The organism is Pararhizobium sp. IMCC21322 (assembly GCF_030758295.1).
Classification (GTDB): Bacteria; Pseudomonadota; Alphaproteobacteria; order Rhizobiales.
The window spans coordinates 2144231-2156933 of sequence record NZ_CP132335.1; the positions used below are offsets into that span (position 1 = coordinate 2144231).

The window sequence follows — 12703 nt, forward strand, 5'->3', positions numbered from 1 at the left end:
TGGCAGGTTCATCTCGTCGCCTTCAAATTACGCCAATCGACCGGCCAACACTGGTGAAAGCGTCAAGGGCCTCGTCAAGATCAGCTTTGGTCAATGCTGCATTCATCTGTGTGCGAATTCGGGCCTGGCCCTTCGGCACAACGGGAAAGAAAAACCCGGACACATACACGCCCTTCGCATTCAATCCGGACGCCATCTGCTGTGCCAGGTGCGCTTCTCCCAGCATGACGGGAATAATGGGGTGTTGGCCGGGTAGCACTTTAAACCCGGCGCGTTCAAGACCGGCGCGCCAATAGGCAGAATTACTGAACAGGCTTGCACGCAATTCGTCACCCGCTTCGGCGATTTCAATGGCCTTGATTGCGGCCCCGACCACCATAGGCGGTAACGCATTTGAAAACAGATAGGGGCGGGCACGCTGCCGCAGTAAATCCACAACTTCCTGTGCACCGGCCACATAACCGCCCAACGCACCACCCAGCGCTTTGCCAAAGGTTCCGGTCAGAATATCCACCTGGTCGGCAACACCGGCAAGGTGCGGCGTGCCACGGCCCTGCGGCCCCATAAAGCCGGTTGCGTGACAATCATCAACCATCACCTGCGCATCAAACCGCGCTGCCAATTCTGTGATTCCCTTCAAATCTGCCAGATAACCGTCCATGGAAAACACGCCATCTGTCGCAATCATGATATGACGCGCACCATCAGACCGCGCCGCCTTCAATTGGTCTTCCAAGGCCGTCATGTCATTATTTGCATAGCGATACCGCTTCGCTTTGCACAGGCGTATGCCATCAATGATGGACGCGTGGTTCAGGGCATCTGAGATAATCGCATCCTGTGGACCCAATAATGGTTCAAACAAACCACCATTTGCATCAAAACAGGCCGCAAACAAAATACTGTCTGCTTTGCCCAGATAATCGGCAAGCCGCCTTTCCAGAACACGGTGCAAATCTTGAGTGCCACAAATGAAGCGCACAGAAGCCATGCCAAGCCCATGGGTTTCAATCGCGTCCATCGCAGCTTTTGCAAGTCGCTCATCATCTGCCAGGCCGAGATAATTATTGGCGCACAAATTGATCAGAGTTCGTGTGGTGTCTCCGTCCACAACATCCACATGAGCGCCTTGTTTTGATGCCAAAGGCCGCTCGATCTTTTCAAGACCATCGGCTGCGATTTCATCCAGTGTTTGACGAAGATGTGAGTAAAATGACGCTGACATATCTGCCTCCGAATTTCCGGCGCTAATCTGCATGGTTTTCTATAGCGTGGAGCGGGGTAAAAACCGACTGATATCTTGCAATTCCGGCAATGAACACAAAAACAAACAGCTCGACCGGATTTTCTGTTTCTCGCGCCTTGCGGTGGCGAAAAGACATCGCTATAGACTGGTCCGACTTGGAGAATGAAAGCCGCTTCGGCACATTCACCGGATGGGGCGTAGCCAAGTGGTAAGGCAACGGCTTTTGATGCCGTGTACCGTAGGTTCGAATCCTACCGCCCCAGCCACCATCCATAACATTTTGAGTACAATGGAGAGTTGCCGGATTTCCGCCGTGTTTCCGGGGGTATTCTGAGTTGTCGCATGTCCCCAGACTGCCGATTTGTGCTCATATTGGCAGAATCTGTCAAAAGTCTGGGAACCGTTTTTCGGCGGTAGCAGTTTGACGGTCGTTGTTGGTAAGGGTTTTGGAACTATTGCAATTGCTTAGCGCATTTGGGTGGATGCTCAGAGTGCCTTGAATAGGTCCCGCTGCTCGATCCACATCGGTGTGAATGCATGGGATTTCAACCATTGGGATGTGAGCCCCACGGGTTGCCTGCCTTCCCAACCATCCCGTATGACGTCGGGAGCGAGCAACGCCAGTTCAACCAATTGCTGGATCTGCCGTTTCGAGACACCTTCAGCTTGAGCAATTTCCGTATAAGTTTTGCCGGATCGGATCATATCGAAGTATCTATGTGCCAAAGCAATGTTTCTGAACAGCGTGTCGTCGCGCCCCCCGACTGCATCGGCCAAGATCAATTTGGTTTCAACACCGCGCTTGCGAAGGCGGAAGTCAGACTCAATGCTCAGATATTCATCACAGATGCATTCCTGCTCGAAGGCCAGGCGTTCTGCGATCGCTTTTGCGGCGATTCTGATCGAGAGCTTCCCGGGCGTGATCTGGACACGTTCGATCAAGCTGAGTACTGCCCTTTTTGTCTTTTCATCGTCGCTGCTTGCAGCAACGCTCAAACCCGTCATCCGTTGCGCGATTAATGCAATCTCTTCCGTTTTGGCAGGACAGACAATATTAGTTTGCACAGCCGGAACACTCAGGTGCTTACTAACCAGATCGGCAATCTGGGTTTCAAGTTCCGGTGCGGGCAACCGTCATCCACCGGGATCCTTTGGGCCAGAGCTGCGGATCAGACGATGAGACACATAATAGCGCAGCCTGCGTCCGTTGCCGGTCTTGGTATGGCTGGGCGTCAGCCGGTCGCCGGTTTCGTCAAACAGCTTTCCGACCAGCAGCGAGACCTGCTTTTTCTGACCATATCTGTTGCGTCCTTGTCCCGGGCGCGACCGGATGGCACCGGCCATCAGTTTTTCCTGCAGCGCATCCCAACGAGCAGGCTCAATAAGTGCCGGGTGCTGACCAGGCCAGACCTTTTCCTTGTGCCTGATACGGCCTGCATAGATCGGGTTGGTCAGAATATGATAGATATGGCCAAAGCTGAACGGTGTTCCACCCTTCAGTCGGCCTGACGACAATGTGCGGATTGCTGTCTTCAGACCCTGCTTGTCAGCCTCGGTTTTGACGATCCGGACATTGCGGTGCCTGTCGTAGAGATCATAGATCATTCGGATCGTCGCAGCATCTGCCTCAGTGATCTTCAGCGTTCGCCCATCGGGTTCATAACCAAGAGGCACATTGCCGCCCATCCACAGCCCCTTCCTTTTGGAAGCCGCAATCTTGTCGCGGATACGCTCTGCAGTCACCTCGCGTTCAAACTGGGCAAAGCTCAGCAGCATGTTTAGCGTCAACCGCCCCATGCTGGTGGCGGTGTTGAATGATTGGGTGACAGAGACAAAGGACGCGCCGGTGTTATCCAGAATGTCGACAATCTTGGCAAAATCAGCCAGTGATCTGGTCAGCCGGTCGATCTTGTAGACCAGGATCTGGTCAACAGCCCCGCGATCAATGTCTGCCAGAAGCCGCTGCAGACCGGGCCTTTCCAGTGTACCTCCGGAGATGCCGCCGTCATCGTAGCGATCCGGCACCTGCACCCAGCCTTCGTTCTTATGGCTAGTGATGTAGGCAGAACATGCCTCATGCTGCGCATCAAGCGAGTTGAAGTCCTGTTCCAGCCCGTCTTCCGAGCTCTTGCGGGTGTAGATGGCGAGCGGATCTTTTTCATGCGCCGCTCCCTGTGGCTTTATTCAGCCCGAAAAAGCGCGGTCCTGACCAATTTGTGCCGGTGATATGTAGCGCAATATCTGACAACGATTTGTAACGGGTGTCATTCATGACGTATCCGTCTTCGCTCACATCAACCTGATACCGGCGCCCGTTCCATTCCCGGACCAACTGGGTCCCGGGACGGATTGCGGGAGCCGGGCCGCGTACCGATCTGCGATCCGCTGCCGCTTTCAGCGCGCGCCTTAAATCCGGGGCCAGCCTCCCGAACCTGCGGCACTGCGCCTCCCAGATCAGTGCCTTGCGCATAAAGATCATCGACAGGAAGTATGGGGGTGCCTCCCCAAACGCTTTCGCCCACGCCGTGCGCAGAGCGGAGCGGTCCATTATCTCCAACTCAGCCCACCGTGACGCTATGACAGCCTCGGTCTCCATCACGTAGTCTCCGCGCCAGCCAGCCCGGCTATCTGGTATCGGGAGGGCTTTCCATTGTCAGGTTTTACCGAAGTGATCTCATAGCCAGACTTGCGGAGGCCTGTTAGGGCTGCGCGTGTTGTATGTGGTAACCATCCGAGAGTGTTGCTGAGGCTTGGCACATCAGCTCCGCCCTTCTGGCTTAGAAGGGCGATCAGCCTTGCCTTTTTTGTGACCTTTGCAACTGTAGAAACCTGTTTTGGCGCTCGTGCCGTAGCAGGTTTGGTTGCATTCTCTCGTTTCGGATTTGTCGTTTTCGTCATGATGTTCTCCTTCTTCATCAGGCCGGACCAAGAAGGTCCCGGTACTGATGAAAGCCCGGAGTGCCGGGCGCAGAAGGTGGCACCCTGGCGCAGGGTGCGTCGGTCCGCACAGTACCGCTCTGTTTGGCAAGCAAGTCCAGTCGTGCCTGCCTTGAAACTCACAGGAATTTTCCGGGAGCTGCAGGCTCATGACCTGGAGGTCGTAGGTTCAAATCCCACCCCCACAACAAAAATTTCTATTTAAAAACAATACGTTAAACATATCGAGAAATTGCGTTATTTCGCGATTTTCAAATTAATAAGGCTATAATAAGGTGGCGGAATAGCAATCAGTAGGAATGCAGGGTGATTGTCGCATTGAACATGTCTCGATCTTCAAAAACTTCGTGCTCAAATTGGCGACACTAATCATCTGCCCAACCTCTGAAACTTAGTTCATCTGGAAACCTAAATAGCAACTGCTTCACACATCTTGACTGGGTTCATCATGCAACAATGGTCGATTGATTTCCCACTTTTACATTGCTGGAAAGTCGTCATCTTGAGACAAACTTCTATCGAATTTGGTCATCATTCTGATCAACGGTCCTGAACTGCGTTGTGATCCGATGCAAAAATGGGCGGAAAGCAGCAGTTCGCTTCAGATGCGAATACAATTCTACAACTAGTCAATGCAGACAATTCGGTGCACAAAAGCTCGATTACGTGACTCCTTCAAGACTAACTTGCCGCCGCTTAGGATTCTATATCTCGTGGATACGCACATCAACTCCACACACGTCTTTCGCAATCTCGACAACGTGCCGGTGATGCGTCAAATATACGGCTTGCCCAGTCAGGCCAATCCGACGCATTAGCCCGCAGGCAGCGCGCGTACGATCTTCATCAAACGTCTCAAATACGTCGTCGCAGAAAAAGGGAAGAACAGTACCATTCTCTGCCATCTGTTCGTAGGCCGCAGCCCGAAGAGCGAGGTAGAGCTGAAAGCGAGTCCCCTTCGACATCGCATGAGCCTGCTTCGCTGCACCATCAGAGGATTGGGTCGCAACTAGGGTTTCGTTAGTTCCTTCGATTTGTGTGGTGAGGCCACTATATGCCCCAGTCGTAAGCTCTGTGAAGGCGGCTTCAGCCGCCTCCATCATCTCGCTACGATGTTTGTCTCTGTAGCGGCGAATAGCTTCATCGGCCATCAAATGTCCAATTCTCAATTCGAGAAAATCGCGGATAACGCTTTCCATCTCGAGTTCGATTGTCTGACGACGAGCAACAAGCATTGCGACATCGGCATCACCAGTAATCGCATCAAGGTCGGACTTCGCACGAGTTCTGTTCTCGATTGCCGTTGTCAAGCTTTCCTCGAGACTGGAGAGGTCCAGTTTGACCTCATGCGCCAAAGCCTTAGCCTCAGACAGTGATTCTCGCTCAAGTATTTCTTCGGCGTCGGACTTGGACTTAACATTGAGGACCGAACAGAGTTCGCTCGACAAACTGGCAATCTCATCACGCAATTCGATCGCGCGGCTTCCTCGCAGAACGGATTTGCGAAGCTCTTCCACTGTGCCGGTTGGAATGGCGGCATCGAACATTGCCGCCGAGAGTCCCACCTGCGCGTCGACGTCGTCTAGGTTACCTTGGGCAGACCGACGACTGTCTTCAGCGACTTCGATCTCGCTGGATAGTTCTGCCCGCATACCGTCGGATTTGATGGCGGCTTCAGATTTCGATACCAGGGCATCATAAGCGTCGGTCGTTGGCATGTCAGCCAGCTCGGGATCATTTGCGATCACCGACACCAAGGCCTCGTTCAACGCCTTCTGATCGGCTTCCATGCCGTGGATTTGGCGCAGTATGCCAAGCAGTTTTTCATTGAGTTCACGAATTTCCCGAAAAATCTCGAATGCCTGGGGAAACGGAACGACTCTGCCAACATCATCAAACGCGTCTTCCAGTGCTTTGGACCACACCGATTTTGCTTCGTCTCTCGTTCCTGCGGCGACCGTTTTCTTGTTTGCCCTTTTCAAATGCTCCGTTTCCGCATCATCCACGGTCCTTTGCGCCGCCCGCCGCTCGATCTTCGTCTTTTCACGCTCTGCCGCGATCTTGCTTGCCATGGCGACCAAAGCGTCAAGTGTTGCTTCGGGAGCATGGAGAGCCCTGGCAAGTTCTTTTCTCAACAGTTCCGCCGCCTCAAGAACCGGTGCGGCTGCGACTTGTTCGTTCTCTGCGGCAATCGCCTGTTCGCGTGCTGCCTCTACCTTACGCACCCAATCGGTGAAGCCGGTTGGCGATAGATCACGATTCAATCCAGCGGCAGATGGATGCCCCAGCAATTCGGATTGAAGAGTATCTAAGCGACTGTTTGCCTTCTCAATCGCAATCTTCTTCGCCAGGGATTTGCTGTGTGCTTCGGCCAGCACGACTTTGAGTTGTCTGACCTCAGCTAGTTCCTTTGCTTGGCTGTGACGAGCGAGGCTCTTTGCGTCGTCCACGCGCATTGCGGTCTCGAACAAGTCCGCCGAGGGTTTGGAAAGGTCGCCGAGATGCTCATTCCAGAGGCTATCACGCTTGCTGCGCAACGCTATCGCCTCGTCATCTGTGATAAATGCGCCCGAGTCTTCTAAGGCATCTATGCGAGAAACAAGCTGTTCGGCGGCTTCTTCCGCGCCGGCCAATTCATCTTCAGTACGGCTGACCGCACCTTTCGCGGACTCAACGTCGCGCGCCAAAGTTGATGCGTCTTCAGAGCTCAGTGGCAACTCAGGCATGGATTCAAAACTTTTCCCGACGAGAGAAAGTAGCGAAAGAGCCCTGCGTGCTGACTGTTGCACCAGCCTCTGCGCTTCTGTCGCCTTGGTAGCTTCTGTGACGATGTATGACGCATTTCGAAGATCTAAAACCTTCTGTATATCGGGAACATCTCCAGTCTCTTCGGGCAGACCGGCAAGTGTCCTTCCAGCCGCCTCAACCGTTTTAAGGGCGTTTTCTTCCTCTTCCTCGGCCGTTAGAAGCTTTGCGTCAGCATCGGAAACAGCCTGAAATTTCAACTCGAGTTCCCGCAGATAAGTTAGATCAAAGACGAATTGATCAGGCATATCCACGGACTTCAGCCCAATATCGACAAGGCCTCGTTTCATGTCCTCGATAACCTCATCTCGTTGGATTTGTCTCCGCGGAAGATCGGTCGCGGCGGTTCCGCACCTATCTCTGAGCTCTCGCAAATCACCGAGTTTTTTCAGGATTTGAACCATCTTCGGTTGCGACACGATTGCGTCGCGCTCTTCTGTCTTTTCGTCGATCAAGTCACTGAGACGTTTTTGCTCAGCTTCGAGCAGGACACGACGTTTCGAAAGTTCGACAAGTTCTTCTGGATCTATGTCCAAATCGATCGGGAAATGCTGCAGCGGATTCAACTCATGCGCCAATTCCGCAATCTTAGTCGACACCGGAAAAGCTTTGGCAATTGCCTCTAGGCTTGCTTGCAATTTTATCTTATCTTGGCGCTCTTCCCGCACCTCTTTTTCCAAGGCTTCAGCATCTTTCAAGGTCTGATTTCGATTGCGGTAGTCTGAAACGCTGATATCCGCTTCCCGAATTTGTGCGGTGACATCGTCCAAATCGCGCTTTAGATGGGCAAAGACAGATTTGCTACCACCTTTTTGTAGAGATCGCCGCAGCGTTTATCGACCGTATCCAGGACTACGGACAAATCGTTTACACCGGCAGCGGCTGAAAACAGCAGCCGCCCTATATCACCTTTGCTGTTTGCAATCTCTTCACCACCATCCTCTATCGTGGCATCGTCAAGGCAAAGCAGCTTGCGGTAATCATCAATAGCAAGGCCCGAAAGCACGCCTTGAAGTGCAGTTTCCGGTACCTTAGTGCCAGATTGATCGACCAGGCTGTTGTTACGACCAGGAAGGCGAGTAAATTTTCGGATACCATCTTCCAGCATAAGCGTAGTGGATACCTTGAGGTTTGGCCGCTTGTGCTTGAAGTCGTATGGTTCGATGTGGCGGAAGCCGTAAAGTAAGCGGAGATAGCCCTCCATGACGGTCGTTTTGCCCGCTTCGTTGGACCCATAAACCAAGTGAAAGTCGGAACCTCCGTCAGGACGGTCACCAAAATCCAGCCACTTGTCTGTGAAATGGCCGAAGAATTCGAGCCCGAGACGTTGGAGCCGCATCATTTCGATGCTCCCTTCATTAGGGCCAACATCGAGATCGCTGCCTGATCAGTGATGTCCTCAAGCAGTTTTGCCGAAGCGGGTTCATCTGGAGTGAGGGCTTGTCTGCGGTCAGGGGGCAATAGTGAAATGAGGTGATCCAGCTCCTGTTTCGCAGATCTCTGGAGGCCTTCCTCACCGCGCAATTCGCTCATGATGCTCTTTAGTTCAGATACAGCGTTTGCGGACCCCGGGTCCTCCGAGTTCACGACAACATCCAATTCGACTTTCTCGACCCAAAGACAACCCGTCTCCTCAGCAAGGTCCCTTATGGTTTCCCTCCACACATCAGCGTCTCGCCGGATCTGCCAAGCTCGCTCGGTCTGTCCGACTAAGTTGAGCCTTAGGATTGCTGCATCAGAGTTGGTTGTCGCGGCTTCGGCGCGAAAATGGGCGTGAATACAGCTCCGAAGATCTTCATCATCTGCAACGTCCGACACGTCGCAGCGGCTCACCCGAAACTCTACAGGCGCCAACGGCACTTCTTCGATCCCTATGCTGGACCCGTCGATATTCAGAAGCGTCGCAGATTTCGGCCCTGCCTCACCGATATCGCTCCCATGCGGGATACCTGGCATGACAATCCGAATGGACCTCGCGCTTATGCACGTGCCCTAAAGCCCAATAGTCAAAGCCATGGCCGATCAGTTCTGAGACTGTGCATGGCGCATAGGGATCATGGCCGGAAGCTCCGGACAGCGACGTGTGCATCATTCCGATGTTCACAGCGCCAGCGACTGGCGGATCATATTTTGGCAGCAGACTTTCAACCGCATGTTTGTCGCGAAAACTGACGCCGTGTATCCAGATGTTTTCTTCGGTAAGTTGGACCTTTCCACCTCGACCATCGAAAACATGCACATTAGCAGGCAACTCGAAAGCTCCAGCTACAGGGTTTTCCGCATCATGATTGCCTTTGACATAGAAAACGGAAATCCCAGCCTCATGCAGTTGCTCCAACGCGGAGATCAGGAATGCTGCGGTCTTTGCGCTCCGTTCTTTCCCATCAAACAGATCGCCGACGATGAGCAACGCGCTGACACTCTCATCAATGCAGTATTGCACCAACCGATTGAGCGTAGTTCGCGTTGCGATCTGAACCTGTTCGCGAAGCCGTTTATCTTTCAGCGCAAGACTCTTTAGCGGAGAATCAAGATGCAGGTCTGCTGTGTGAATTATCTTTATCACTTCAAACCATCTCCTTTGCGAATAATCCAATCCAAACGAGCAGAACCCAAGGTCTCACGCTAACAGAGCATTCACAACTTTTTCCAGCACAGGAAATCTTCTCCCAGCATCCCAAGCTGAGGCTATGGAAGCTGAGACGTAGATTGGTTGCTTTCTAGAATTCTTTAGATTGCCTACTGCATTCTTTCCTGCTTGATGAAAAGCTTCGCTTTCGGCCCCAAATTCCTCTTCGAGTATGTTCTCTATATTGACACGCCAAGCCGTTAGTGTTCCTCGTCAGCGCCAATGGAACAAACATGTAGTGTCGTATGTTGCGTGCGCGCTACCTTCTTCGTGCTATGGACGTTCAGGCCCCGAACCTTGGTTCTGGTATGCCCTTGATGCCCAAATCATAGATTGCAAACAGGCTGCCCCGCAGCGGACCGTCGCCTGGAAAGCGTGGCAAGGGCGGTTTGGCCATTGAGGTCACATAGAGCACGTCCATGTCTGGTCCGCCGAAATTGACACTTGTGACTTTCTTGACCGGCATGTCGATCACTCGATCAACTGTTCCATCTGGGGCAAAGCGGGTCAGTTTTCCCTCATAGACCAAAGCGTTCCACAAATAGCCTTCAGCATCGACGGTTGAGCCGTCTGCCGCACCGCCATTTGAGCCGTCTATCTTGGCAAACGTCCTGCGATTGGACACGGTGCCGGTTTCGATGTCGTAGTCATAGGCCCAGATTTCACCTGTCCAGGTGTCCTGAAAATAGAATGTCTTGTCGTCAGGACTGAAGCACGGTCCGTTTGAACAAATGATCCCTTCATCAACCTTTGTGACGGTAAAATCAGGATCAACGCGGTAGAGCGCGCCGTTGGCACCTTCTTCCATCGTGTCCATGGACCCGGCAAAAAAACGTCCTTTGCGATCTGCTTTGCCATCGTTCAACCGGTTGGCTGGCAAATCAGGTTCAGGATCGTGAAACAGCTCGCAATCGCCGGTGTTGAAATCCAGCCGATGGAACCCGCCCTGCAGACTGACAATTGCGCCCTCTCCATCCTTTCGCAGCACCATGGACCCGATTTTACCGGGCACATCCCATGCACGGACTTCGGTTCCATCTGCGGTGCATCTGAAAACACGCCCATCCATGGAGTCGATGAAATACAGCCTTTGTTGCCCTACGTCCCAGACCGGACCTTCACCCAAAGTGGTTTTGACATCCAGTAATACGTCTATCCGCATGATGGTTCCTCCATATGATTCAGCTGTGAAACAAGCACCTAGAAGGCGACCTGATCGCCGCCTTTGAGCGACAGAATTTCGCGGGCTTCATCCGGTGTGGCAACGAACAGACCCAGCCCTTCAATAATACTGCGGACCTTGGCAACCTGCACAGCGTTGGACGTTGCCAACTCGCCCTTGCCAGCCCAAATACTGTCTTCAAGACCAACACGCACATTGCCGCCAAGGGCGGCCGCCTGGGCCGCGATGCGGAATTGATTGGACCCCGCGCCCAACACGGACCAGCGGAAATCGTTGCCAAACAACCGATCGGCGGTGCGCTTCATATGCATGACATCTTCAGGGTGCGGCCCGATCCCGCCCAATAAGCCAAAGACCGACTGCACAAAGAAAGGGGGTTTAACCAGGCCGCGCTCCGCGAAATGTGCCAGATTGTAGAGATGCGAAATGTCGTAACACTCGAATTCAAACCGGGTGCCGTTCCCATAGCAAGTCTCCAATACGTATTCGATGTCCTTGAAAGAATTGCGGAACACCAGATCGCGGGAGCCTTCCAGATGAGCGCGTTCCCACTCGTGTTTGAATTCCTTGTATTTGTTCAAAAGGGGATACAGACCGAAATTCATTGATCCCATATTGAGCGATGCCACTTCTGGCTGGTAGGTGGCCGCCGGGCTTACGCGCTCGGCCACGCTCATGTAAGGACTGCCGCCCGTGGTGATGTTGATCACCGCATTGGTGCCTTGCTTGATACGCGGCAGAAACGGGGCAAACGCTTCCGGTGTCTGGTCTGGTTGGCCGGTTTCAGGGTTGCGCGCGTGCAGATGAAGGATGGAAGCACCGGCCTGGGCTGCGGCAACAGCCTCTGAGGTGATTTCATCGGGCGTAATCGGCAAATGCGGCGTCATACTGGGGGTGTGGATTGCGCCAGTGATCGCACAAGTGATGATGACCTTACCATTCTGGGCGGTTGATGTGCTCATGATCCGAACTCCTTATTTGCCTTGTTTTTATGTTCGATCAACGCCATCAGCCGGCGGTCGCGCCAAGCTTGTCTTTCAGAGAGCTGTGCCGCATCCAGCCGGGTACGGCGGTCGGCTTCAATCTCGTCCAGCACCGGACCGGTCCAGTCAGGGCGTGTCGGTATTGCTGTATTCACTCCGGTATACATCTTCGCATACCGGTTGACATAGTCACGCACGCCTCCCGGCGCGTTGAGGTCAATGGTCTCAAAGGGTCCCATAAAGGCCCACCGCAAGGCGAGGCCATCACGAATGCCGATGTCCACATCTTCAGCGCTGGCATAACCCTCTTCGACAAGTCGGAACGCCTCGTCCAGAAGAGCACCTTGAAGGCGGTTCATCAGGAAACCGTCTACTTCCTTGTTCATCACAATGGGGGCTTGCCCCATAGATGTCAGAAACTCCGCCGTGCGGGTTACCACATCGAGAGAGGTCTCAGGCCCCGGCACGATCTCGACTGCTGGCACCAGATAAGGCGGATTGATTGGGTGGGCTACAAGGCAGCGCGCAGCCCCTGGCAGTCCGTGATAAATGGCTGACGGCAAAAGTGCCGATGTGGAACTGGCCAGCACTGTCTCAGCGTCGGCGGCAGCATCAAGCTGCGCAAAAATTGCGCGTTTATTGTCGATCACTTCCGGTGTATTTTCCTGCACATGCGCTGCATCTTTGACGCATTTTTGCAGCGTATCGCAAATATGGAGACGCGACAGAATGCTGTCAGTGTCCTCCTCCAGCAGGCCATGGGCTCGTAAGTCCCCAAATGCATGAGGCAAAGCGTCTTGCACTGCTTCGCAGACGCCAGTTTTCGCATCCCAAAGTGCAACCTCGCAGCCACCGCGCAGAAAACTGATAGCCCAGGCTCGCCCGATTAACCCACATCCTATGATGGCAACACGTGTCAT

The 12703-nt window shown here is 53.4% G+C and carries 12 protein-coding genes and 1 tRNA gene; 1 reads left to right on the top strand and 12 read right to left on the bottom strand.

Annotation, left to right across the window (positions count from 1 at the left end; translation table 11 throughout):
• Positions 1-22 precede the first annotated feature (22 nt).
• A complete protein-coding gene (locus RAL91_RS10350) occupies positions 23-1225 on the bottom strand; it encodes a glycine C-acetyltransferase (protein WP_306261964.1) in 1203 nt (400 codons plus the stop codon).
• A 212-nt stretch (positions 1226-1437) separates the two neighbouring features.
• Between RAL91_RS10350 and RAL91_RS10355 the strand changes: the two genes are divergently transcribed.
• Positions 1438-1512: transfer RNA gene (locus RAL91_RS10355), tRNA-Gln, on the top strand.
• 220 nt (positions 1513-1732) lie between these two features.
• Here the strand turns inward: RAL91_RS10355 and RAL91_RS10360 are convergent.
• From RAL91_RS10360 to RAL91_RS10410, 11 genes are all read right to left on the bottom strand, one after another.
• Positions 1733-2377: a hypothetical protein gene (locus tag RAL91_RS10360; RefSeq protein ID WP_306261966.1), complete on the bottom strand. Its 645-nt coding sequence runs from the start codon at positions 2375-2377 to the stop codon at positions 1733-1735.
• Between the two features lie 3 nt (positions 2378-2380).
• Complete coding sequence (locus RAL91_RS10365) at positions 2381-3430, bottom strand: recombinase family protein (RefSeq protein WP_306262879.1); 1050 nt, start codon at positions 3428-3430, stop codon at positions 2381-2383.
• Entirely contained in the window at positions 3405-3842 is a 438-nt protein-coding gene (locus tag RAL91_RS10370) for a DUF2924 domain-containing protein (protein WP_306262881.1), read from the bottom strand. Before RAL91_RS10370 ends, RAL91_RS10365 begins: the two co-directional genes overlap by 26 nt.
• Positions 3842-4144: a DUF3489 domain-containing protein gene (locus tag RAL91_RS10375; RefSeq protein WP_306261968.1), complete on the bottom strand. Its 303-nt coding sequence runs from the start codon at positions 4142-4144 to the stop codon at positions 3842-3844. Before RAL91_RS10375 ends, RAL91_RS10370 begins: the two co-directional genes overlap by 1 nt.
• 743 nt (positions 4145-4887) lie before the next feature.
• Complete coding sequence (locus RAL91_RS10380) at positions 4888-7758, bottom strand: hypothetical protein (protein WP_306261970.1); 2871 nt, start codon at positions 7756-7758, stop codon at positions 4888-4890.
• A gap of 8 nt (positions 7759-7766) precedes the next feature.
• Positions 7767-8330: an AAA family ATPase gene (locus RAL91_RS10385; RefSeq protein ID WP_306261972.1), complete on the bottom strand. Its 564-nt coding sequence runs from the start codon at positions 8328-8330 to the stop codon at positions 7767-7769.
• A complete protein-coding gene (locus tag RAL91_RS10390) occupies positions 8327-8944 on the bottom strand; it encodes a hypothetical protein (RefSeq protein ID WP_306261974.1) in 618 nt (205 codons plus the stop codon). The genes RAL91_RS10385 and RAL91_RS10390 overlap by 4 nt, the downstream gene beginning before the upstream one ends.
• The gene (locus tag RAL91_RS10395; protein WP_306261976.1) at positions 8910-9554 is read right to left on the bottom strand and encodes a DNA repair exonuclease; all 645 of its coding nucleotides are present in this window, start codon (positions 9552-9554) and stop codon (positions 8910-8912) included. Before RAL91_RS10395 ends, RAL91_RS10390 begins: the two co-directional genes overlap by 35 nt.
• 346 nt (positions 9555-9900) lie before the next feature.
• Positions 9901-10779 carry an SMP-30/gluconolactonase/LRE family protein gene (locus RAL91_RS10400; RefSeq protein ID WP_306261978.1) on the bottom strand — a complete coding sequence of 293 codons (879 nt, stop codon included), beginning with the start codon at positions 10777-10779 and terminating at the stop codon, positions 9901-9903.
• A 38-nt stretch (positions 10780-10817) separates the two neighbouring features.
• The gene (locus tag RAL91_RS10405; protein WP_306261980.1) at positions 10818-11762 is read right to left on the bottom strand and encodes a 3-keto-5-aminohexanoate cleavage protein; all 945 of its coding nucleotides are present in this window, start codon (positions 11760-11762) and stop codon (positions 10818-10820) included.
• Positions 11759-12703, bottom strand: a complete 945-nt coding sequence (locus tag RAL91_RS10410; RefSeq protein WP_306261982.1) for a 3-hydroxyacyl-CoA dehydrogenase — start codon at positions 12701-12703, stop codon at positions 11759-11761. Before RAL91_RS10410 ends, RAL91_RS10405 begins: the two co-directional genes overlap by 4 nt.

Excerpts from the sequence above, each read along its gene's own strand:
- RAL91_RS10350 (WP_306261964.1), bottom strand. The coding sequence starts at position 1,225 with ATGTCAGCGTCATTTTACTCACATCTTCGTCAAACACTGGATGAAATC.
- RAL91_RS10370 (WP_306262881.1), bottom strand. The coding sequence starts at position 3,842 with ATGGAGACCGAGGCTGTCATAGCGTCACGGTGGGCTGAGTTGGAGATA.
- RAL91_RS10375 (WP_306261968.1), bottom strand. The coding sequence starts at position 4,144 with ATGACGAAAACGACAAATCCGAAACGAGAGAATGCAACCAAACCTGCT.
- RAL91_RS10385 (WP_306261972.1), bottom strand. The coding sequence starts at position 8,330 with ATGATGCGGCTCCAACGTCTCGGGCTCGAATTCTTCGGCCATTTCACA.
- RAL91_RS10390 (WP_306261974.1), bottom strand. The coding sequence starts at position 8,944 with ATGCCAGGTATCCCGCATGGGAGCGATATCGGTGAGGCAGGGCCGAAA.
- RAL91_RS10400 (WP_306261978.1), bottom strand. The coding sequence starts at position 10,779 with ATGCGGATAGACGTATTACTGGATGTCAAAACCACTTTGGGTGAAGGT.
- RAL91_RS10405 (WP_306261980.1), bottom strand. The coding sequence starts at position 11,762 with ATGAGCACATCAACCGCCCAGAATGGTAAGGTCATCATCACTTGTGCG.
- RAL91_RS10410 (WP_306261982.1), bottom strand. The coding sequence starts at position 12,703 with ATGACACGTGTTGCCATCATAGGATGTGGGTTAATCGGGCGAGCCTGG.